Raw genomic sequence first — 21,828 nt, forward strand, 5'->3', positions numbered from 1 at the left:
TAGAGAAATGGATTTGTTCAACGAAATAAAAAAGAAGCTTAGTCACGAGTTTATAGATATTATAGAGTGGCTAGACAATACCAATGACACCATTGTTCATCGTTTTGAACGTTATCAAAATGAAATTAAGAACAACGCTAAACTTATAGTACGGGAGGGGCAGACGGCTGTTTTTATTAATGAAGGTCAGTTGGCCGATGTTTTTAAGCCCGGGACGTATACACTTAATACGCAAAACTTACCCATTCTAACCACGTTGAAAGGATGGAAATATGGTTTTGATAGTCCGTTTAAAGCTGAGGTCTATTTTGTGAACACCCATTTGTTTACCGATGAAAAATGGGGCACCAAGAACCCGGTAATGTTAAGTGACGAACGCTTCGGTCTGGTTGAAATACGGGCTTTTGGAACGTATAGTTTTAGGATCGGTGACCCAGGTAAATTTGTAGTAGATGTAGTAGGAACCGATGGTAATTTTACCAATTACGAAGTAAATGAACATCTTAAAAGTTTAATCGTTACCCGTTTTACGGATACGGTAGGGGAAGCCAATTTACCTATAGAGCTTTATGCCGCTAATACTACTGAACTTTCGGAAACCTGCCAAGAGGTAATGCAACCGGAATTTGGAAGAGTAGGTATAGAATTGGAGCGTTTCTATATTGAAAACGTGTCAATGCCGGAAGAGCTTAAAAAGGAGATTTTTGAGTACAGCAGACTGGATAAGTTGGATATGGTAAAGCTTTCACAATTTAAAGCGGCCAAAGCAATGGAGGCAGCGGCCAAGAATGAGGGCGGTACCGCTGGGGCAGGCATGGGAATGGGAATGGGTTTTGTGCTTGCGCAACAAATGGGCAATATGATGAACCCGCAAGCTACCCAGCAACCTTTTGGAGGACCGGCACCATCCGCTTCGGTTCCACCGCCAATGCCGGTTCAGGTTCAATATTATTATGCTGCCAACGGCCAGCAGAACGGACCTGTTCCTTTTGATAAATTAAAGGAGCTTTTTGCCAGTAGGACCATAAATAGGGATTCATTGGTGTGGAAGCAGGGCATGCAAAACTGGACAGCCCTAAAAGAGGTGGAAGAATTAAAATCTTTTTTAGGGGGGAATACGCCTCCACCGCTACCAACTAATAGTTAAATGATTTTTGTCTCCTGTTGGATGCCATCTTTCCAAAATAGAGGAACTGATTAATGGAAGAAGAAATAAAACAATCGGAACATAAAAAGCCATGTGCCAATTGTGGTGCCGAATTGAAGTTTAAACCAGGCTCACATCAATTAAAATGTGAATATTGTGGGTATGAGGAGTTCATAGAACGGGCCAAAAGCAGTTTTGAAGAGCTAGAGCTAGAGCACTATCTTAAAGTGGTAGGCGAGAATGCGTATACAGAAACTATTGATGTTTTACATTGTAAGAATTGCGGAGCCAACCAACGTGTTGAAGAAAACTACAAGTCTCTTAAATGTATCTATTGTAGTGAACCTTTGATTCTTGAGGACATTGAAAAAGAGGGGTGGATCGTACCCGGCGCACTTGTTCCTTTTCAGATTGATGCAAAAAGGGCCAAATCTATCTTTAAGACTTGGGTGGGTAAAATTTGGTTTGCGCCCAATAAGTTAAAACGGGCTGCACTTGATCCGGAAGGGTTGCACGGCCTTTATTTACCATATTGGACTTTTGATGCTGATCTACATGCCAAATACCAAGGGCAAAGAGGTGATTATTATTACGAAACACAGCGGGTGAAGACCAAAAATGGAACGCAAACCCGTCAAGTTAGAAAAACAAGGTGGTCGTCTGCATCGGGTGTAGTACAGGGTTTTGTTGATGATATACTCATTAATGCATCGGAAAAGAAAAGAAGGGATATCCCCGCTAAGATTGCATTTTGGAATGTAAAGGAATTGGTGCCGTTCAATTCAAAATATTTATCAGGCTTTGTAACGGAAAAATATACCGTTTCCTTAAAAGAAGGCCATCACTCATCCTTTCAAAAAGCAAAACAAATAGCCAATACATGGATTCGTAAAGATATTGGGGGCGATACCCAAAGAATTTCTCATGCAGATATAAAGCTGGCCAATGAAACGTTTAAACACGTTTTACTCCCCGTCTATATTAGCTCTTATCGCTATAACAATAAAGAATACAATTTTTATATCAACGGGCAAACCGGGGAATTAAGTGGTACAAGACCCTACTCTTTTTGGAAAATATTCTTTTTGATACTTTTTGTCCTTGCCATAATTATGATAATTACGATTTTTGCACAATGAGAACATTGGTAATAGGTGATATTCACTCTGGCTTAAAAGGGTTGAAACAATTACTCGAGAGGGGAAAGGTAACCCCAAAGGATAAACTTATTTTTTTAGGCGATTATGTAGATGGTTGGAGCCAGGCCGTAGATACGGTTAATTTTCTGATCGGTTTACGTAATACACATAATTGCACATTTATACGGGGCAATCATGATGAGCTTTGTCTGGAGTGGTTGAGAGATGGTAAGGACAACCCCCTTTGGTTGCAGCACGGAGGAGGGGCTACATTGGCTTCTTATGGAAAGGCGGATAAAGCAACCAAAGAAAGCCATATTCTTTTCTACCAGAGCCTTGAAAATTACTATTTGGATGCTAAGAACAGGTTGTTTTTACATGCTGGATTCACTAACTTAAAAGGGGTTGAGCATGAGTATTTTAAACAAACTTTTTACTGGGACCGAACGCTGTGGGAGTTGGCAAGATCATTGAACCCAAATCTAGAAAAAACCGATGCACATTACCCAAAACGATTGGCGCAGTACAAGGAGGTTTTTATTGGGCATACACCTATTTCCAAAACTGGACCTGCGGAACCAAGACAGGCGGCCAATATATGGAATGTAGATACCGGAGCGGCATTTAAAGGGGCACTATCAATGTTAGATGTTGATACCAAGGAAGTTTGGCAAAGTGAACCTTTGCACACCTTATATCCCAACGAACCGGGTAGAAATTAAAATAGCTGGGTAATTTTTATAATTTCACTAGATAATTAACGATCTTTACAAAAAACAGGAATATGTCCGAAAAGAACATAAGATTAGAGGTAATGCAGGCCATTGAGCCGCAGGTGGATGGATTTATGGAGTCTTTTCTCATAAAGCCAGAGGACATTTGGCAACCGAGTGATTTTTTGCCCGATTCAGAAAATGACGGTTTTTTAGAGGCAGTTAAAGAACTTAGGGGTGAATCCAAAGAGTTAGGTTATGATTTTTGGGTAACCATGGTAGCAGATACCATTACGGAAGAAGCCCTACCAACTTACGAGTCTTGGCTTATGGATGTTGAAGGTATAGATCAACATGGGCCAAATAAGAAAAATGGTTGGTCTAAGTGGGTTAGGGCCTGGACGGCCGAAGAAAATCGTCATGGAGATGTTCTTAATAAGTATTTGTACTTGTCAGGAAGGGTTAATATGCGCGAAATAGAGATTACCACACAACACTTAATTTCCGATGGTTTTGATATTGGTACGGATAGAGACCCATATAAGAACTTTGTTTATACATCTTTTCAAGAATTGGCTACCAATATTTCTCACAAAAGGGTAGGTCAAATGGCCAAGAAAAAGGGCAATGCTCTTTTGGGCAAGATGTGTACCATTATTGCGGGAGATGAAATGCGCCACCATTTAGCATATAGAGAATTCGTGAAAACCATTTTTGGTGAAGACCCATCAGGTATGATGCTGGCTTTTGCAGATATGATGAAGAAGAAAATTGTTATGCCGGCCCACTTTTTACGGGAGTCCGGTGGTACGGTGGGTACGGCGTTCGAGAACTTTTCTAATTGCGCACAACGTTTAGGGGTGTATACGGCGCAAGACTATGTAGATATCCTTAGAAAGTTGAATGCGTATTGGGAGCTTGATAATGTTAGAAGTCTTTCTGACGAAGCGGAAAAGGCCCGAGACTATTTAATTAAATTACCAGCAAGATTGGAGCGTATAGCCGAAAGAATGAAATTTCCTGAAGACCAGTATAAGTTTAAGTGGGTAGATGCTAATGGTATGATTTAGCAAAGCCTTCTTTGGGGATAAAAAAATCCGGTTCATTATTGAACCGGATTTTTTTTGCTTAAGTAGGTATATTTTGTTTTGTAGGTCAAGTTCCAATTTGGGATTGTTACTTGTTTCGGTTAAGCTCTAGAGTAGATTTGGGGTCAATACTATCACTTAATTACACTGTAAAACTAAGACAGTTTTCTCCACTGTATAAATTATTGTTGTAAACGTTAGGTATAGTGTTGTGAAAAATACAAGGAGTACAGTTTTACCGATGAACGGCCTATTTCCAATAAAAAACCCTCCGTTGAGGGAGGGTTGAAATACTAGTAAAAATTGAGATTATAATTTTCCGTGGTCATGCTCGTCTTGCCATCTGGCCAATTCCGCCCATTTGCCTTCATAGCACATTTTGGCTTGCATAGGCCATGATGCGGGGTCATGAATTTTATAACGGTCTCCGCCACCTTTAAGAACCTCTTGGCACCTGGCCACTGAAGTTTCGGATAAGGCTTTCCATGTTTTAATGCCTTCGGCCTGAAATAGCCCTTCAATTTTGGGGCCTATTCCTTCAACTACCTTTAAATCGTTTTCCTTAATGGTTTTGCCAATGGCGGCTTTTGCAGCAGCAGCGTCAAAAGGTATAAGTACGGGTTGTGGCGCCATGGCAACAGGGGCTACTGCTGCTGTTGCTCCTAAGGAAGAGGAAACATCAGGTTTATCCGGCATGGTCAACAGTTTTTGGTTGCACGCTTCAAGATCGGCCTTTAATTTCACATTCTTGTCATGGCAGCGTTTTAGCTCTTCAGAATTGTCTATTACTTTGGTATTTCCTTTGCCGATCAGATATCCTAGAATACCACAAATTACACCTACAAGAAGAGGGATTAGCCAGCACCAAATATTTATATTTCCTGATTCCATTTTAGTTCAATTTTAGTTGTTGATTATTTAATAGTAATTACGGTTCGTCTGTTTTTTGCCCTACCCTCTTCAGTGTCGTTGCTGGCAATTGGGTCTTTTGGGCCTTTTGAATCGGTCTGTATTCTGTTATCCAAAATCCCGTTCTTCATAAGATAAGCTTTGGCAAAATCCGCTCTATCTTGACCAAGTCTCAAATTTGTTTTACGACTACCTTGACTATCCGTGTAACCAATAATCTGACACTTGGCATTTTCAACCTTATCAAGATAGTGTGTAATGTCCGCTATTTTTTGCCGTTGCTCTTCCGATGGATTGATAGATGCTTCGGCAGTATCGAAATACAGGATTAGTGGGTTGGCCGTGATTTTATCATACAGGGCTTTTATTTCGTCTTCCGCATCTGCTGAGACCTCTTCAATATCGTAACCTATTGGTCCGCGGTAGATATCATTGTCCGCAACCATTCCATCCATTAATTTGCCGTTGGTGTTAATTTGTGAAGATGGAATTTCCTGAGAAACAAAGTAGTTCTTTACAGAATTTGCTCGGGCGAGACCTAGATTTGGAAAAGCTGAGTTATTTTTTTCGTCACTAGTATAGTAGCCGGTAATGTTCAAAATTTTAGTGTCATTATCGGTCATAAAGTTTTTAAGCCCAGGTAAGATTCCGTTTCTCACATTTTCTGAAACAGGTTCCAAATAGTTAGGCGAAGATGTGTTAAAATTGAAATTGTCTTCCGTAGAATAGGCAAAATCGCCATCGCTCAAAGCAAAGGGGTAGGAAGTTGCTTTTGGGGCAACTGGAGCTGGAGTCACTTGTTTTTCAGGTTCTTCATTTTGTGAGGCGATTGCTCCGCAATAGCTGCAACACGAAAAATAGAAATAGGTACCTACTATAATGGTAATGATAATACCAAGTAGGTAAAGAGTGGTGTTTTTCATAGTTAATGGGTTATAAGTGTTTAGGGTACAATGTATTAAAAAAAATAGAACTATTTCTAAATCTATTAAATTAATAGGTAAAGTACTACAAAAATTTCAATATGCATTATATTGGTAACAAACTCTATCATATTTGATGCTCTTTTTGTCGTTTTATCTCAAAATACTAGAAAGGATATAAATCACTGTAAATAAGCGGTTTGTAAATTGATTAGGTTGGTGGAGAAAGTGAAGCTGCCATCCAATACTATGGATGTTTTCTGATATTGGATTCAGGATATTTTTTTTAAGCCGTACCGATTATACAAGAAAACGAACAAGTTATAGGGGTATTCCATAGGCTCACACATAATCATTTTTTGAGTTGACCTAAGATAGATACATTTATAGGGCGAAGAAACAGGGACACTAAATGACACTAGTTATGAAAGATGAAATAGTAAAGGCAGCAACCTTTATTTGCATGTTCGTGGTCTTGGGGTTACAAGCACTCCTGCATGGAAGTTGGAAGGTACAAGAGATTGACACGTTAAGAAATGACCGAAATAAGATATAGAGGTCCAGAGAAAATTTTAATAATTTATTAAAATAGTTATTTGAGTTAGTGTTTTAAAAACCCGCTAATTTTTCGTTTGTCTATTCGGGGGAAGGGCAAATGATTAACGGCGGGTTTTCACATATAAAAAACACTTAAATCTTATAGATCAAATTTTATTCCCTGGGCCAAGGGAAGCTCAGTGGTGTAATTAATAGTATTGGTCTGCCTTCTCATATAAACTTTCCAAGCATCGGAACCGGATTCGCGACCACCGCCTGTTTCTTTCTCCCCACCAAAAGCTCCGCCAATTTCTGCTCCTGAAGTTCCTATGTTTACATTGGCAATACCACAATCACTACCCGCTACGGATAGAAAATGCTCCGCTTCTCTAAGGTTATTGGTCATTATAGCAGATGACAACCCTTGTGCCACACCATTTTGGGTTTCTATAGCATTTTCTATAGATCCAGAATATTTTATAAGGTAAAGAACAGGTGCAAAAGTTTCGTGCTGTACAATTTTAAAATCAGGTTTTGCTTCCGCTATGGCCGGCTTTACATAACAACCGCTTTCATAACCGTCTCCTTTCAGTACACCACCCTCAACAATAATATTTCCACCTTCTTCTACCACTTTTTGAAGCGCTGCGTTGTACAAAGCCACGGCATCCGTATCTATTAATGGGCCTACATGGTTGTTCTCGTCCAAAGGATTGCCAATTCTTAGTTGCTTGTACGCATCAACGATAGCGGTTTTAACTTTATCATAAATGCTATTATGAATGATTAATCTTCGTGTGGAAGTACAACGTTGCCCGGCTGTTCCAACAGCACCAAAAACAGCACCTATAACCGTCATTTTTATATCTGCATCCGGTGTTACGATAATGGCGTTGTTACCCCCAAGTTCCAACAAGGATTTGCCCAATCTGGCAGCTACCGTCTGTGCTACATTTTTTCCCATTCGTGTAGAGCCAGTTGCAGATACCAAAGGAATTCGGGTATCATTGGTCATCATTTCTCCAACTTTATAATCGCCATTGATTAGGCAAGAAATGCCTTCGGGTAAATTATTGGCTTTAAAAACTTCAGCAGCAATGTTTTGGCAGGCAACACCACATAACGGTGTTTTTTCTGATGGTTTCCAAACACATACATCACCACAAATCCAAGCTAAGGCCGTATTCCATGCCCAAACGGCAACTGGAAAGTTAAATGCGGATATGATACCAACTACTCCTAAAGAGTGATATTGTTCGTACATGCGGTGCCCTGGTCTTTCCGAGTGCATCGTAAGACCGTGCAATTGTCTGGAGAGACCAACGGCAAAATCACAGATGTCTATCATTTCTTGGACCTCGCCTAATCCTTCTTGATAGCTTTTGCCCATTTCATAGGATACAAGCTTTCCTAGAGCTTCCTTTTTCTCACGTAACTTTTCTCCAAATTGGCGAACAATTTCACCACGTAACGGTGCGGGCTTGGTTCGCCAAGTTTTGAAAGATGCCGTGGCAGCTTCCATTACCTTTTCATAATCTTCTTTTGTAGTCGTATTTACTTTCGCAATTAATGCCCCATCAACGGGTGAGTATGATGAAATAATTTCGCCCGAACCAAAACTTGAAAATCCTGTAGAGGTTCCATTATTTATATCTTGAATACCTAATTCTTTAAGGGCTTTATCTATACCGAATTGCGATGCTATTTTTGACATTTTATAACTTTTTAAGTATGTATTGTTATATTTTTGATAAAGATACTTTTTCTAAGTCAGAAAAATAAATTTTATCAAAATGCTTTAAGGGTAGTTTTTTAGCTTCTTTGTAACCTTGACTTTAAACAAGCTTAGCCAAATAAAATAAGAGCTATTGCAGTTAATGCGGGCAAGGCCTGGATATAGAAAATTTTCTTTTCCACCGAGAAGGCGCCATAAAGTCCTGCAATAGAAACACAGCCAAGAAAGAACAGTGCAATGTTTGTTTGCCATGTAGTGTCCGTAATGAGGAGTGACCAAATAAGGCCTGCCGCTAAGAAGCCATTGTACAATCCTTGGTTAGCAGCCATTGGTTTTGTTGGCTCAAACAGTTCAGCAGGGAATTTCCTGAATACTTTTCTACCTTTTGTGGTCCAAGCGAACATTTCAAAATAAAGAAAGTACAAATGGAGAAGAGCAATAAAACCAATTATTATTTTTTGTGCCATAGGAGTACTATTAATGTTTGTAGCCTCCTCAATTGGAGGAACTACACTTGATTACCGAAAGTTACGGTAAAATGGGTTCCGCTGTCACTGGAATCATAACTAAATTCCGCAGAAATTTGGCGGCATAGGGCCTTTATGATATCAAAACCTATTCCTTCTGCATTTTCAACGGAAAAATCCTCGGGAAGCCCTTTGCCATTGTCCTTAATTGAGAATGCGGCCATGCCGTTATCCAATATATCTACATCTATGATAAGCTCATTGTATTTAGTCGTATCCGGATAGGCGTGCTTTACTGCGTTGGTTACCAATTCCGATATAATTAGGGCAAGTGGTACCGCCCTATCAAGATCTATGGATATTTCCGGGCAGTTTATTTTATAGGTAAAAGTTGGCGATATCTTGTTTTGATACTCCATTAAATCCTTTAGATATTCATGTAGGTTTACTGCTTTTGAGTCTTTGTCCTGATAGATTTTTTGATGGGTAAGGGCAATGGCGGATATTCTGGCCTGACTGTCCTGCAATGCAGTAATAGCTTCTTTACTGACCAATTTTCGCTTTTGCATATTGATGAGACTAGACGTAATTTGAAGGTTGTTCTTTACCCGGTGATGGATTTCCCTGAGCAAATTTTCCTTCTGTTTGTTAGATTCCTCTAGTTCTGCCGTTCGTAAAAGAACACGGGCCTCTAAACGGTCATTATGATTGTCTCTTCTGCGGGCTAGGTGGGTTAACAAAAATGTTGTGGCCAACCCTAAAAGCAATACCACATAGGATTCAAAAATATGAGGAAAGGACAGATACTCGTCTTTTGGTACAAAATGTACTCGCCATTTGCTATCTACGGCCCTTATGGTTTTTTCAATGGCAGTTTTGTAGTTAAAGTCACTTTCGTCTACATTATTGAACAAAAGTGCATTGCCCGTATACTCATGAATGCACATGTTTAATACCTTAACTTCGGATTTTAGGGTTTCCGAAATAAGCTTGTCCATACGGTAGGCTCCAAGGACAACGCCTTTGTTTTCTCCTGTTTTACGGTCATTAACCGCTTTTAATGCTAGGATACCCTTGTCGTAATCACTATCTGCAATTAGGGTTATAGGGCCTGAGATTGCAGGTTTATTGCTTTTGATGGATCTTAAAACGGCATCTCGTTTAGTACTGTCCGCATAAAGATTGTAACCCAGTACTTTTTTAAATGGGGCTAAGGGATTGAGTACTCTAACGGGGTAATAGACGTCTCGTGTCTTGGAAGGAACTAAGTTGCTTTCCAGGTCAACCTCATTTATTTTAGTGAATTTCTCAAATTTGCTCTTCTCGGAGTCTGTAATTTTAGGGGACCAAGCAAGTGCTTTTATCCCATTAAGTTCTTTTAAAAACGGATTTGTAAAACGTTCAAAAAGATGCTGGGGTATAAAACTTTTGTTCTCATAGAAAAAGGCCATTGACTCAACTACTAAGTTGACCTTATTAAGTTCGTCCTCTAATTTTATTACTGATTTAGTGACTGCGTTATCTATAGCTGCCTTATTTCTTAGCAGGTACCTGTTGTTAATGGAAAAGAAAATGAACAGGGATAAACTAATTCCTGTTAGCAGTATTGCCAAGTATTTTAGAATCTGTGATTTGGTCATAAGAGGTTGGTGTGGGGACTCCTAAAAAAAAACTGGCTATGCCGGTGATACTTCCAAAGAACGGTAATTTTTCGTTTTATATAGGAATTATTTTTTAACTGTTGCTAACAAATCTGGCATCAACAGGCATAACCGTACCGCAATTGTCGCATGTACGTAAATCTTCCGAACCATAAAAATGTTTGAAATGCTTTAAAAAATCTATTTCAATATCATTTAAGGTAAAGTAAGCTTCGTAAAGTTTATGATTGCAATTATCGCAAAACCATAGTAAGCCGTCATCAACATTCATGTCGGCCCTTTTCCGTTCAATAACCAGTCCTATACTGCCTTCATGCCTAACAGGGGAGTGTGGTATTTTGGCAGGATGCAGATACATATCGCCCGGTCCTAGCGTCATTGTTTTCTTTTTCCCCTCCTCTTGTATATGAACTTCTATATTCCCTTCTAGTTGATAAAAAAGTTCTTCGGTTTCATTGTAATGGTAATCTTTTCTGGCATTTGGGCCTGCAACCACCATAACTATGTAGTCTCCGGCATCTTTGTAGAGGTTTTTGTTACCTACGGGAGGTTTAAGGGTGTGCCTATTTTCTTCTATCCAACGGTTTAGATTAAAAGGAGCTTTTACGGACATTTTTTTTGACATTTACAGCCAAATCCTTTTGCCCGTGTTTTTACACGTGCAAAAGGAGCGGCCATTTCATCTCAAATTTATGAAAAAGTATGCTGTATTACTAGTACGTAGATGTAGATAGTGGACTTTAACGTTTAAAAAATTAACGGAAAAATATTTGGGTAAAATATAGTTTTCCATTAGCATCCTTCTTAACGCTCACTGCGGTGTGCGTAAATTCATCCTCCATAGTTTTTTTATGGCTAGAACTGTTTAACCACCCTTTTAGCACTTCGGAGGCCGTGGTGTAATCTTTGGCAACGTTCTCGGCAACGTATTCCGCAGCCTCTTCTGAAGATATCTCAGAAGCACGTGAACTAAAATTGTCATGGTTCAGGCCTCCTTTGGCAATCATATAGTCTGTGTGTTTATTGGCATGTTCGTATGCCACAGAGCTAAATTCCAGTGAGTTTCTTCCAATAGAAAGCCGGTGTCCGTTAACGGCTTCAAGAAGTTCTTTTTCTACAGTTTCGGCGTTCTCGGTCTCGATAATATTTGTGGATTCCACGGACTCTTTACTACAAGAGGCCAAAGTACATACAAATAAAACGAGGGCCACATAGTGCATTCTCATTTTCATACAAAGTTCTATTTGTAAGTAGGCGCGTTCTTTAAAAAGTAGGAGAGAAGAGTGGGGTGTTCTCGTGTTCTATAGAACGATAAGGGGGATATGTTCTGAGGCGAATATCTAAAATAATATGATTAGTTTCCTCTATAATTTTCACTTTTCGATGAAATACACCTTTCTAATAAGTTATTGTAAGTCAAACCGCACGTTGGCCTTGCGTATCTATTTTAGTGCTGGCATCCAACAATAACAAATCTATTTCGTTTCTACTGTAAACAGGGTTTTTAAGAATACCGTGATTCAATGAAAACCGTGATGTATTCTGTTTTTTAACCGCTATTTTTGTGTAAAACAATCTTTCTATGAAGGTCAGTTCATTTTTTCGTATTCTGTTGCTTTTTGCTTTTTTATCGGCGTGTAATTCTAAAAAAGAGAGTGCGGCCAAGCAAGCGGATAACTTGAATCGTTTTCAGGATTACGTAGGTCAGGTTTCGCACGGAATTATCTCTGCACAGAGCAGTGTAAGAGTAGTTTTGAACACACCGGTAGAAGGGTGGAATGCAGGAGATGAGCTAACCGAGAATCTTTTTAAAGTATCGCCCAAAGTAAAAGGCAAGGTAGTAGCTCTAGATAATCGTACAATCGCATTTGTTCCCCAAAACGGTTTTGACCAGAATAAGGAGTACCGTTTCACCCTTCATTTAGATGATATTATAAGTGAACTGCCCAATGATCTGGACACCTTAACTTTTAGTGTAAAAACGCTGGAGCAGCAGTTTAACATATACACCAACGCCCTTCAATCCTATTCCAAAGAGTTACAATACATAACGGGACAGTTACGAATGGCCGATGTTTTTCCTCTAGAGAAGGCAAAACAATTGGTTTCAGCCACGCACAATGGCAAGACAGTTCAAATTAATTTTGATGCCGGAACGGAAAAGGGGACCCAATTTTCTTTTAGAATAGATAGTATCCAGAGGTCTGCGGAAGACTCTAAATTGGAAGTATCATGGAACGGAAGCCCGTTTAAGATAGAAAGTAACGGCACCGAGGATATAACTATTCCCGGCAAAAATAATTTTACGGTTTTGGATGCCACGGTAGAAACGGGTGAAAACGCATTGGTATCCGTTAATTTTTCGGACCCTATTAAGAAAGGACAGAATTTTAAGGGTTTGGTGGTGCTGGAACAAGATGATAATCTTAAATATACCGTAGATGGGAATACGTTAAAGGTATATCCTTCAAAAGATATAGAAGGTACGGTTACATTACAAGTCTACGAGGGCATACAAAGTACGGACGGCAATAAGTTGAAAACCAAATTTACGGAGCGCGTTGCTTTTGAAAGGTTAAAACCACAGGTGAGGTTACTTTCCAACGGGGCAATTTTGCCATCCTCCAGTAATCTAAAAATCAATTTTGAAGCAGTAAGCTTGGCATCGGTAAGGGTTTCGGTATTCAAGATTTATGAAAACAATATCCTGCAATTTTTGCAAAACAACAATCTTAGCGGACAGGGAAATTTATTGGCCGTTGCAAGACCTATTGCCCGGAAGAAAATTACATTGGATAATGTTTCCAATTCTAGTGGAAAATGGTCTGCACATGCACTTGATCTTAAGAGTTTAATTACACCAGATGCCGGTGCTATGTATAGGGTAGAACTGGATTTTGGTCCAGAAGACAGTGCTTATAAGTGTGAGGATTCCAATTTTGGGTCTTTAATAGAGGACGAAGCTAATTTTGATGAGGAAAATGAGAATAGTTCTTGGGACAATGTAGAGAACTATTATTACGACGATTACTATTATAACTATAATTGGAACGAAAGGGAAAACCCTTGTGACCAATCCTACTATTACGATAAAAAAGTAGGGATGAATATTTTGGCTTCCGATTTGGGCGTAACCATAAAGAAGGGAATCAATAAAAGTTACTTCGTTGCCGTAACCGATATTTTAAATACCAAGCCAGTAGCCGGAGCTAAGGTTACGTTTTACAATTACCAACAGCAAATTTTGGGGCATGTGGTTACGGATGCTGAGGGTATGTCCGTTTTTGATGCTGAAAACCAAGCCTATTTTGCGGTTGTTGAAAGCAACGGTCAAAAAACGTATGTAAAATTAAATGACGGCAATGCGCTTTCCGTCAGTAAGTTTAAGGTGTCCGGTGTGCAACTTCAAAAAGGGCTTAAAGGATTTATTTTTGGGGAGCGAGGTGTTTGGCGCCCGGGAGACAAGATTTTCCTTTCTTTTATGTTGAATGACAATGCACATGAATTACCGGAGAACCATCCTGTAAAATTAGAACTGTTAGACCCTTACAATAAAGTGGTGCACCGTGAGATAAGAACAAACGGACTCAACAATTTTTATCAATTTAATATAGGTACGGATGAAAACGCGCCTACCGGAAATTGGTTGGCAAAAGTCTCCGTTGGTGGGGCTACGTTTACTAAATCTCTTAAGATTGAAACTATCAAACCCAATAGGTTAAAAATTAAAACGGAGTTTGATGAGGAAATTCTAAATGCCACCCAACCCATTTCTGGGGATATGGAGGTAAAGTGGTTGCATGGTGCTATCGCAAAAAACTTAAAAGCGGATATTACGGCAAAATTCAATGCATCAATTACGGAGTTCGATAAATTTCCGGGTTATATTTTTGATGACCCCACCCGTAATTTTTCGGCGGAAGACCAAGTGGTTTTTGATGGAAAAATAGATGCCGGGGGAAAGGCGCATTTTAGAATGAACCCTCAACTTACAAGTAAGGCACCGGGCATGTTAAAAGCTGCTTTTATCACTAAGGTTTACGAAAACGGAGGTGATTTTAGTACGGATGTTTTTACTAAAACGTATTCGCCCTATAATACCTATGTAGGGCTCACAATTCCTAAAGGTGACAAGAACAGGGGAATGCTTTTGACCGATACCCCACATACTTTTGATGTGGTTACTGTGGACGAAAAAGGAGACCCAAAGGCTACTAAAAATTTAAACGTAACCATTCATAAAGTCAGCTGGAGGTGGTGGTGGGATACTTCTGCGGATAATTTGTCTAATTATAGCAGTAGTCAGTATCATGAAAAGGTTTTTGAAAAAACAATAAGTACCAATGCCAACGGTAAAGCTAATTTTGAATTTGAATTAAAGTATCCTGAGTGGGGTAGGTATTTGGTACGTGTAGAAGACCCGAATGGAGGGCACTCCGCAGCCAAAACAATGTATATAGATTGGCCAGGATGGGCCGGAAAATCCCGAAAAACAGACCCTTCTGCGGCAACTATGCTAGTATTTTCTACAGATAAGGAAACCTATAAGGTAGGGGAAACCGCTACGGTTACATTTCCTAGTTCTTTGGGAAGTCGTGCTTTGGTCACGGTAGAGAACGGTACGGAAGTTTTGGAAACTCTTTGGGTAGATACGGCCAAGGACGAGACAAAATTTGAGCTTTCCATGAAAGAACTGTATGCGCCCAATGTATTTGTCCATATTTCTTTATTGCAACCCCATGCCACAACTTTGAATGATAATCCTATACGGTTATACGGTGTAGTTCCTGTTTCGGTAGAAAATCCGGAGACTAAAATTTCGCCTGTTATTGCCATGCCTAACGTATTACGGCCAGAAGAGACCATAACGGTTAAAGTGGGGGAAAAAAATAAAAAGGCAATGACGTACAGTATTGCCATTGTAGATGAAGGGTTGTTGGATTTAACACGTTTTAAAACCCCAAATCCTTGGGATACCTTTTACGCCCACGAAGCACTTGGCGTTAAAACTTGGGATGTTTTTGATGAGGTTATCGGAGCATTTGGAGGTAAGGTAAATCAAGTATTCGCTATTGGCGGTGATGGCGAACTAGCGGGTGCAAAGAACAAAAAAGCCAATCGTTTTGAACCCATGGTAGTTCACCTAGGTCCTTTTAACCTAAAAGAAGGGGAGACCAAGAGCCATGAAATCAAGACTCCAAAATATGTTGGTTCCGTCCGCACTATGGTCGTGGCGGGTAATGCAGAAACAGGAGCTTATGGTATGGCAGAAGAAACCACGCCCGTGCGCAAACCGTTAATGGTATTGGCTTCGTTGCCTAGAAAGATTACACCGGGAGAAACGGTAACCCTTCCTGTTACGGTCTTTGCCATGGAAAAGAAGGTGAAAAATGTAACCTTGAAATTAAAGTCGGACCCATCTTTCTCCATTTCCGGTGATGCCACTCAAACACTAACTTTTAGTCGGCCTGATGAGAAAATGGCCTATTTTGAATTACAAGTGGCCGATTTTAAAGGTGTAGGAAAAGTTGTGGTTGAAGCCTCTGGTAACGGGGAGACCGCTTCTTTTGAAATTCCTATTGATGTGGTGAACCCTAATCCGGTTACATCAGAAGTGCAAAAAATAATCTTGGAGCCTAATTCTACACAGACCATAAATTTGGAGACTTTTGGTGTTACGGGAAGCAATACGGGAGAAATTGAGTTTTCTACTTTACCTGCAATGAACTTTAACGGTCGTATGCAGAACCTCATTAGGTACCCTCATGGTTGCTTGGAACAGACCACCTCCGCCGCATTTCCGCAATTGTATCTTTCGGATATTTTTGATTTAGATGGAAATAGAAAAAAGAACATACAGCAGAATTTAGTACGTGCCATTAAACTTTTGGGAGGTTATCAAAATGCTACTGGAGGGTTCTCGTATTGGCCTGGTCAGAACTATTCCAATGATTGGGGTACTTCATACGCCGGACACTTTTTACTGGAGGCCGAAAAGAAAGGGTATGTCCTGCCCATTGGTTTTAAATCTAGTTGGATAAAATATCAGCAAAACAGTTCAAAACAATGGCGTTCGGGAAGTAATAGTTCGGATTTGGCGCAAGCTTACCGTTTATTCACCTTAGCATTATCGGGCAATGCAGACGTATCCAGTATGAACCGGTTGCGGGAAACAAGTGGCTTGTCCAATGAGGCTAAATTTAGGTTGTCCGCTAGTTATGCTCTAATTGGTCAGGATAATGTGGCCAAATCTATTTTGAGTAAGGCTTCATTGAATTTTGAAAGCTCTACTAATGAGTATACCTATGGTTCTTCGGATAGGGATAGAGCCATGGCCTTGGAGTCCTATATCTTGGTAAAAGATAAAAACAAAGCCCAAGACTTGGCCAAAACTATAGCTGGGCGTATTTCAGAACCTAGATGGTTAAGCACACAGACTACGGCCTATAGTCTTATTGCCATGGCCAAATTTGCCGATCTTGTTGGGGGTAAGGGTATAAGAGCAACGTTAACGGTAAATGGTAAGGGCAAAAATGTAGAAACAGCAAAGACTTTGGCTACTCATGAGCTTGCCATTAAAAACGGGTCAAATATATTAGAATTGAAAAATACAGAGGCCAATACATTGTTCGTTACCATTGTTAATCAGGGAATTTTACCCGTAGGTAAGGAGAAAACCATACAGCAAAATCTGGTGGCAAACCTAAAGTTTATGGGCAGAGATGGCTCCATACTTAATGTAGCACAAATGCAGCAAGGAACGGATTTTGTTGCCGAGGTAACTTTAACGAATACTACGGACAAGCCAATTAAGAATGTGGCTTTAACAGAGATTTTCCCGAGTGGATGGGAGATAGTGAACACCCGATTTACCGATTTTGGGGAATTTGCGGATAACCAAGTAACATACACCGATATTCGTGATGACCGAAGCAACTTTTATTTTGATATGAAGAAGAACGAAGAAAAAACATTCAGGGTATTGTTGAATGCTTCGTATTTAGGACGATATTATTTGCCGGGTATTCAAGCGGAAGCTATGTATAATAATGATTATGTAGTGCGTACACCCGGAAGATGGGTAGAGGTGGTTCAGTAGAAAACATTCTATTTTTTAAATAAAAAAGACCCTGTTAACAGGGTCTTTTTCGTCTTAAAAGTAAGTAGTGTTTTTTATTTCTTTTTATATTTTTCTTGATATTCGCCATTGCCTTCATCAAAAGTAAGAGTCAGAATATCACCGGAAACGTTGTATTTTGCAACAGTTATATCTGAATTTCCTTCAGTACCGTAGTCCAGTTGAACTTTTGAGTTGAATAAATAGGACCAGGTTCCGGAGTCATGAACGCCTTCTATACAGTCACCACTGCTACTATCCGTACTATGAAACTCATAATCAAAAACGTTTCCGTCTTTAAAGCGCAATAGATCCATACTTTCACATTCATTAGTGGGTTCTTCGCCTTCATCATCTATATATGCAATAAGAGACCAAGTTCCTGCTAGGTCACCATCGTCACTTGAGCTGTCTTTTTTACATGAGGTGAAAATGCAACCTGCAGCCAAAAATAATAGTAAAATTGGTTTTTTCATTTGAATCAGATTTGGTGAAGTACTAAAACGCTGGTACATTTTAGAAATTACATGTTGGTACATGTTTTAGAGCAACTACCACTTTTAAGGGTGAAGTTTATAGCTTAACAAGCGTTTTATTCGGTAAAAAACGGCGAGTATATTTCCTTTTGCTTGAAACAAAAGAGATTAGTTGTTAGATACTAGCTTGGAGGGTTTCTTTTTGTATTTCGCCTTTTGGGTTTGTTTTTTCTTCCTTAAGCACCTTGTTGAAAATAAATGCGCCAATTTCCTTTATAGGTTCGTAAAGAACGGAGTCTTTCATGGTTTCATCCTTTACAACACCTGCAGAATTGTTAACGCGTTCAAAGAATATAAGTAAAGCGCCCAAAATTACGGCAACTTTCACAACACCAAAAATACCGCCTGCAATCTTGTTCAGTAAGCCAAGCATAGCAAAATTGGCTATTTTGGTTAAAAATCGTCCGGCCAATTGCACGGCAAAAACTATAACAATGAATGTGATTACAAAAGCTGCAATATTAATATACCGTTCGTTCCATTCCATGTTTTGGGAAAGGTAATCACCTGCGTAGTATGAAAAATGAATAGCGCCGTAAATACCTGCAATCAGAGCAATAAGAGAGGCAAGCTCTACGAAAAGTCCGTTTTTTAAACCTTTCCAAAGTCCGTATAAAAGCAGTAATCCTAAAATAATGTCCAAGAAGCTCATGGCGAATGTCTTTACACAAAAGTAGTATTTTGATTTGTACCTTTGTTACTTATATTCAATCGGCGGAAAAACGCAAAGAGATTAATGGCAAGAGACGAAGAGTTAAAAGAAAAATGGAACGCGTTGGTAGAAAAGCTATCCGCCCAATTTGCTAGCGGGGATACCTTGGAGCTAGACGCAATTATATATCTGGTAGGAATCCAAGAATTAGGACAGTACCACAAAAAATATAAAAAAGATGACAAGTTAGATTTAATGCACATTGCTATTTGTCGTTTATTGGAACCCTATGGGTATTATGAATTTGAATTTTTTGATGAAGAGGGCTGGCCCCACTACATTGTTAAAGAAGAATTACCAACATTAAAAGCCGGAGAGCAATCGGTTTTAATGAAAGAAGCCATTGTTGGGTATTTTGTGGAACGAGAGTATATATAACGTAAGTAAAATCTATTTTTTTTCTATCGAATGAAAAGCAAGCCCCCATATTATGCGGTCATCTTTACTTCTCTCCTTAGAGAAGAGATCAATGGGTATGCCCATATGGCCCAAGAAATGGAGAATTTGGCAAAAGAGCAACCCGGTTATCTGGGTATAGAGAGTGCTCGGGAGCAGTTGGGAATAACGGTTAGTTATTGGGAAAGTTTGGATGCTATAGCCAATTGGAAAGCCAATACGGATCATCTTTTTGCCCAGCAAAAGGGAATCAAGGATTGGTATTCATGGTACAAGGTGCGCATTTGTTTGGTAGAGCGAGAGTATGATTTTACGAAATGAAACAAATTGGCCCATTTTGTAGGAGACATCCCAAGAAACTGATCGCATTGGTAATCGTGTTGATTGCCTATTATTTCTGTCTTCCCCAAAAATTATTTAATTCCCCAACGGCAACGGTAGTAGAAAGTGAAAATGGCACTTTGTTGGGCGCAAGGATTGCAGATGATGGCCAGTGGCGATTTTCGGAAGTGGATAGTGTTCCGTATAAATTTGAGACCTGTATTCTTCAGTTTGAGGACGCATATTTCTACAGTCACCCAGGTTTCAACCCCGTAGCCATATGCAAGGCTATAGGAAGTAACATAGCCGCAGGAAGAACGGTTCGTGGTGGTAGTACGCTCACCCAACAAGTAATCCGGTTGGCCAGAAAAGGAAAAAAGCGTTCTTACTTAGAAAAGTTTGTAGAGTTGATATGGGCTACTCGGCTTGAACTGAAAAAATCCAAAGAAGATATACTTAAGCTTTACGCCAGCCATGCTCCTTTTGGAGGGAATGTTGTGGGTATAGACGTAGCCTCATGGCGTTATTTTGGGTTACGACCGTATCAATTGTCGTGGGCAGAATCTGCTACATTAGCGGTATTGCCCAATGCACCAAGCCTAATTTATCCGGGTAAGAACCAGACAAAGCTTCTTAAGAAGCGTAACCGTTTGTTAAAAAAGCTTTTTGAAAAGCAAATAATCGATCAGACAACTTATGAGCTTTCCTTGTTGGAATCACTTCCAGAGAAACCCTTTCCGCTACCAAAAGCAACTCCACATTTAGTACAGTACTTAGCTAAGGAAAATAAGGGAAAACGCATCAAAAGCACTATAGATGATAATTTACAACGTAACGTAAATGCTATTGTACAAAAACATCATCAGAACCTTAAGCAAAACCAAGTGTACAATGCCGCTGTTTTAGTGCTTGATGTTCATACGAGAGAAGTATTGTCTTATGTGGGAAATACGAATACGACCAAAGAGCATCAAAAAGATGTAGACATGGTTCAGGCCAATAGAAGTACGGGCAGCGTTATAAAGCCTATACTTTATGCGGCCATGTTAGATGCAGGCGAATTATTGCCGGATATGCTCGTAGCAGATGTACCTACCCAAATAGCTGGCTATACGCCCGAAAATTTTAATGAGAACTACAGTGGTGCCGTTGAGGCAAAAAAAGCCTTAGCCCGTTCATTGAATATTCCGGCAGTTCGTTTGTTACAACAATACGGATTGGAAAAATTTAGAGATCAACTGGATGTTTTTAAGCTGGGTGGGATAAATAAATCTGCAGACCACTATGGGTTAACCTTGATTTTGGGCGGTGCGGAAAGCAACTTATGGGACCTTTGTAAAACCTACGCGAATTTGGCCTCTACCCTTAACCATTTTAATGAAAGTTCTAGTGAATATTTTACCAACGAGTTCACTGATTTGGTTCTGAAAACAGACCAGACGGTCCATTTTGGAGAAAAATCGCTAGAGAAAACCGTTTTTGATGCAGGAAGCATTTACCTCACTTTTGAGGCTATGAAGGAGGTAAATAGACCCGAGGGCGATGAATCTTGGCAGTTCTTCGATAGCAGTAAAGAAATTGCTTGGAAGACCGGAACCAGTTTTGGAAACAAAGATGCTTGGGCTATTGGTGTAACTGCAGACTACGTGGTCGGAACATGGGTTGGGAACGCAGATGGTGAGGGAAGACCAAATGTAACCGGAGTATCCTCTGCAGCACCTTTGTTATTTGATGTATTTAACGTGCTTCCTAGGAGCGAATGGTTTCAAAAACCATGGGATGAATTTGTAGAGGTTGAGGTGTGTGCCCAAAGTGGGTATTTAGCAACTGACATTTGTCCGGTAAAGACTATATCTATACCTAACAAGGAGAATTACGTTACGGAATGTAAATTCCATCAGATGGTGTATTTGGATAGCGCAAAACAGTTTAGGGTAAATTCTTCTTGTGCCCAATTGGCTTCGGCAATGCCCGAATCTTGGTTTGTACTACCTCCGTTAATGCAATTTTATTATCGACCCAAACATCCGGCCTATAAAGTGCTACCGCCCTATCGTAGTGGTTGTAATAATACCAGTCTTTCGCCTATGGAGTTTATTTATCCCAAGAACGGAAGTCGTATCAACCTAACAAAGGGTTTTGATGGAAAAACAAATGAGGTTATTCTAAAAGTGGCCCATGCCAAGCCGGAAACCGAGGTGTATTGGTACGTAGATGAAACGTTTGTGGGGCAGACCAAGAACTTTCATGAAATGGCCATAATGCCCAAAGAAGGTGAGCATAAAGTAATGGTTCTGGACGCTTCGGGCAATGAGGTTGTTATAATAATATCCATTGAATAAAATTTGCTTCTTTCCTCTATAGAATATTGCGTATATTTATTTACATTTGCTGTGCTACTCTATGCTACCTTGTGTAGTTTCGGCC

The 21,828-nt window shown here is 39.8% G+C and carries 18 protein-coding genes; 9 read left to right on the top strand and 9 right to left on the bottom strand.

Features of this window, described 5'->3' with window-relative positions; genetic code table 11:
• Window positions 1-7 precede the first annotated feature (7 nt).
• The 4 genes from KO513_RS12320 (at window position 8) to KO513_RS12335 (ending at window position 4,069) form a co-directional block, all read left to right on the top strand.
• The gene (locus KO513_RS12320) at window positions 8-1,147 is read left to right on the top strand and encodes an SPFH domain-containing protein (protein ID WP_215913614.1); all 1,140 of its coding nucleotides are present in this window, start codon (window positions 8-10) and stop codon (window positions 1,145-1,147) included.
• Between the two features lie 53 nt (window positions 1,148-1,200).
• Window positions 1,201-2,286 carry a DNA helicase PriA gene (locus KO513_RS12325; RefSeq protein WP_215913615.1) on the top strand — a complete coding sequence of 362 codons (1,086 nt, stop codon included), beginning with the start codon at window positions 1,201-1,203 and terminating at the stop codon, window positions 2,284-2,286.
• Window positions 2,283-3,008, top strand: coding sequence for a metallophosphoesterase (locus tag KO513_RS12330; protein ID WP_215913616.1), 726 nt, complete (start codon window positions 2,283-2,285; stop codon window positions 3,006-3,008). The genes KO513_RS12325 and KO513_RS12330 overlap by 4 nt, the downstream gene beginning before the upstream one ends.
• 62 nt (window positions 3,009-3,070) lie before the next feature.
• Window positions 3,071-4,069: an acyl-ACP desaturase gene (locus KO513_RS12335; RefSeq protein WP_215437225.1), complete on the top strand. Its 999-nt coding sequence runs from the start codon at window positions 3,071-3,073 to the stop codon at window positions 4,067-4,069.
• A 327-nt stretch (window positions 4,070-4,396) separates the two neighbouring features.
• Here KO513_RS12335 and KO513_RS12340 read toward each other — a convergent pair whose 3' ends face one another.
• Window positions 4,397-4,978, bottom strand: coding sequence for a hypothetical protein (locus KO513_RS12340; protein WP_215913617.1), 582 nt, complete (start codon window positions 4,976-4,978; stop codon window positions 4,397-4,399).
• A gap of 23 nt (window positions 4,979-5,001) precedes the next feature.
• On the bottom strand, window positions 5,002-5,919 hold the full coding sequence (locus KO513_RS12345) for an OmpA family protein (protein WP_215913618.1): 918 nt from the start codon (window positions 5,917-5,919) through the stop codon (window positions 5,002-5,004).
• 424 nt (window positions 5,920-6,343) lie between these two features.
• Between KO513_RS12345 and KO513_RS19740 the strand changes: the two genes are divergently transcribed.
• A complete protein-coding gene (locus KO513_RS19740; RefSeq protein ID WP_256439084.1) occupies window positions 6,344-6,475 on the top strand; it encodes a hypothetical protein in 132 nt (43 codons plus the stop codon).
• A 141-nt stretch (window positions 6,476-6,616) separates the two neighbouring features.
• Here the strand turns inward: KO513_RS19740 and amaB are convergent, their stop codons facing one another.
• The 5 genes from amaB to KO513_RS12370 form a co-directional block, all read right to left on the bottom strand.
• Window positions 6,617-8,170, bottom strand: a complete 1,554-nt coding sequence (amaB, locus tag KO513_RS12350) for an L-piperidine-6-carboxylate dehydrogenase (protein WP_215913619.1) — start codon at window positions 8,168-8,170, stop codon at window positions 6,617-6,619.
• 131 nt (window positions 8,171-8,301) lie between these two features.
• Window positions 8,302-8,658 (bottom strand): DUF1304 domain-containing protein, encoded by a 357-nt coding sequence (locus tag KO513_RS12355; protein WP_215437233.1) that lies wholly within the window; start codon window positions 8,656-8,658, stop codon window positions 8,302-8,304.
• A gap of 41 nt (window positions 8,659-8,699) precedes the next feature.
• Complete coding sequence (locus KO513_RS12360; RefSeq protein WP_215437236.1) at window positions 8,700-10,298, bottom strand: CHASE domain-containing protein; 1,599 nt, start codon at window positions 10,296-10,298, stop codon at window positions 8,700-8,702.
• 94 nt (window positions 10,299-10,392) lie between these two features.
• Window positions 10,393-10,932, bottom strand: coding sequence for a 3-hydroxyanthranilate 3,4-dioxygenase (locus KO513_RS12365; protein WP_215437239.1), 540 nt, complete (start codon window positions 10,930-10,932; stop codon window positions 10,393-10,395).
• A gap of 142 nt (window positions 10,933-11,074) precedes the next feature.
• Window positions 11,075-11,551, bottom strand: a complete 477-nt coding sequence (locus tag KO513_RS12370; RefSeq protein ID WP_215913620.1) for a CAP domain-containing protein — start codon at window positions 11,549-11,551, stop codon at window positions 11,075-11,077.
• A 350-nt stretch (window positions 11,552-11,901) separates the two neighbouring features.
• Between KO513_RS12370 and KO513_RS12375 the strand changes: the two genes are divergently transcribed.
• Window positions 11,902-17,418: an alpha-2-macroglobulin family protein gene (locus tag KO513_RS12375; protein ID WP_215913621.1), complete on the top strand. Its 5,517-nt coding sequence runs from the start codon at window positions 11,902-11,904 to the stop codon at window positions 17,416-17,418.
• Window positions 17,419-17,492: 74 nt separating this feature from the next.
• On the opposite strand, the gene KO513_RS12380 is transcribed toward KO513_RS12375, so the two are convergent.
• Together KO513_RS12380 and KO513_RS12385 are read right to left on the bottom strand one after the other, a co-directional pair.
• Window positions 17,493-17,912, bottom strand: a complete 420-nt coding sequence (locus KO513_RS12380) for a lipocalin family protein (RefSeq protein WP_215913622.1) — start codon at window positions 17,910-17,912, stop codon at window positions 17,493-17,495.
• Window positions 17,913-18,087: 175 nt separating this feature from the next.
• Window positions 18,088-18,624: a CvpA family protein gene (locus tag KO513_RS12385; RefSeq protein WP_215437251.1), complete on the bottom strand. Its 537-nt coding sequence runs from the start codon at window positions 18,622-18,624 to the stop codon at window positions 18,088-18,090.
• An 84-nt stretch (window positions 18,625-18,708) separates the two neighbouring features.
• On the opposite strand from KO513_RS12385, the gene KO513_RS12390 reads away from it, so the two are divergent.
• From KO513_RS12390 to pbpC, 3 genes are read left to right on the top strand one after another with little or no spacing between them, the layout of a single operon-like run.
• Entirely contained in the window at window positions 18,709-19,062 is a 354-nt protein-coding gene (locus KO513_RS12390; RefSeq protein WP_215437253.1) for a hypothetical protein, read from the top strand.
• Between the two features lie 30 nt (window positions 19,063-19,092).
• Complete coding sequence (locus KO513_RS12395; RefSeq protein ID WP_215913623.1) at window positions 19,093-19,401, top strand: antibiotic biosynthesis monooxygenase family protein; 309 nt, start codon at window positions 19,093-19,095, stop codon at window positions 19,399-19,401.
• Window positions 19,398-21,743, top strand: a complete 2,346-nt coding sequence (gene pbpC, locus KO513_RS12400; protein WP_215913624.1) for a penicillin-binding protein 1C — start codon at window positions 19,398-19,400, stop codon at window positions 21,741-21,743. The genes KO513_RS12395 and pbpC overlap by 4 nt, the downstream gene beginning before the upstream one ends.
• The last annotated feature ends 85 nt before the right edge of the window (window positions 21,744-21,828 follow it).

The organism is Zobellia sp. B3R18 (assembly GCF_018860715.1).
GTDB classification, from domain to species: Bacteria; Bacteroidota; Bacteroidia; order Flavobacteriales; family Flavobacteriaceae; genus Zobellia; species Zobellia russellii.

Coding starts and splice junctions, on each gene's coding strand:
- KO513_RS12320 (WP_215913614.1), top strand. CDS start 8: ATGGATTTGTTCAACGAAATAAAAAAGAAGCTTAGTCACGAGTTTATA.
- KO513_RS12325 (WP_215913615.1), top strand. CDS start 1,201: ATGGAAGAAGAAATAAAACAATCGGAACATAAAAAGCCATGTGCCAAT.
- KO513_RS12330 (WP_215913616.1), top strand. CDS start 2,283: ATGAGAACATTGGTAATAGGTGATATTCACTCTGGCTTAAAAGGGTTG.
- KO513_RS12335 (WP_215437225.1), top strand. CDS start 3,071: ATGTCCGAAAAGAACATAAGATTAGAGGTAATGCAGGCCATTGAGCCG.
- KO513_RS12340 (WP_215913617.1), bottom strand. CDS start 4,978: ATGGAATCAGGAAATATAAATATTTGGTGCTGGCTAATCCCTCTTCTT.
- KO513_RS12345 (WP_215913618.1), bottom strand. CDS start 5,919: ATGAAAAACACCACTCTTTACCTACTTGGTATTATCATTACCATTATA.
- KO513_RS19740 (WP_256439084.1), top strand. CDS start 6,344: ATGAAAGATGAAATAGTAAAGGCAGCAACCTTTATTTGCATGTTCGTG.
- amaB (WP_215913619.1), bottom strand. CDS start 8,170: ATGTCAAAAATAGCATCGCAATTCGGTATAGATAAAGCCCTTAAAGAA.
- KO513_RS12355 (WP_215437233.1), bottom strand. CDS start 8,658: ATGGCACAAAAAATAATAATTGGTTTTATTGCTCTTCTCCATTTGTAC.
- KO513_RS12360 (WP_215437236.1), bottom strand. CDS start 10,298: ATGACCAAATCACAGATTCTAAAATACTTGGCAATACTGCTAACAGGA.
- KO513_RS12365 (WP_215437239.1), bottom strand. CDS start 10,932: ATGTCCGTAAAAGCTCCTTTTAATCTAAACCGTTGGATAGAAGAAAAT.
- KO513_RS12370 (WP_215913620.1), bottom strand. CDS start 11,551: ATGAAAATGAGAATGCACTATGTGGCCCTCGTTTTATTTGTATGTACT.
- KO513_RS12375 (WP_215913621.1), top strand. CDS start 11,902: ATGAAGGTCAGTTCATTTTTTCGTATTCTGTTGCTTTTTGCTTTTTTA.
- KO513_RS12380 (WP_215913622.1), bottom strand. CDS start 17,912: ATGAAAAAACCAATTTTACTATTATTTTTGGCTGCAGGTTGCATTTTC.
- KO513_RS12385 (WP_215437251.1), bottom strand. CDS start 18,624: ATGAGCTTCTTGGACATTATTTTAGGATTACTGCTTTTATACGGACTT.
- KO513_RS12390 (WP_215437253.1), top strand. CDS start 18,709: ATGGCAAGAGACGAAGAGTTAAAAGAAAAATGGAACGCGTTGGTAGAA.
- KO513_RS12395 (WP_215913623.1), top strand. CDS start 19,093: ATGAAAAGCAAGCCCCCATATTATGCGGTCATCTTTACTTCTCTCCTT.
- pbpC (WP_215913624.1), top strand. CDS start 19,398: ATGAAACAAATTGGCCCATTTTGTAGGAGACATCCCAAGAAACTGATC.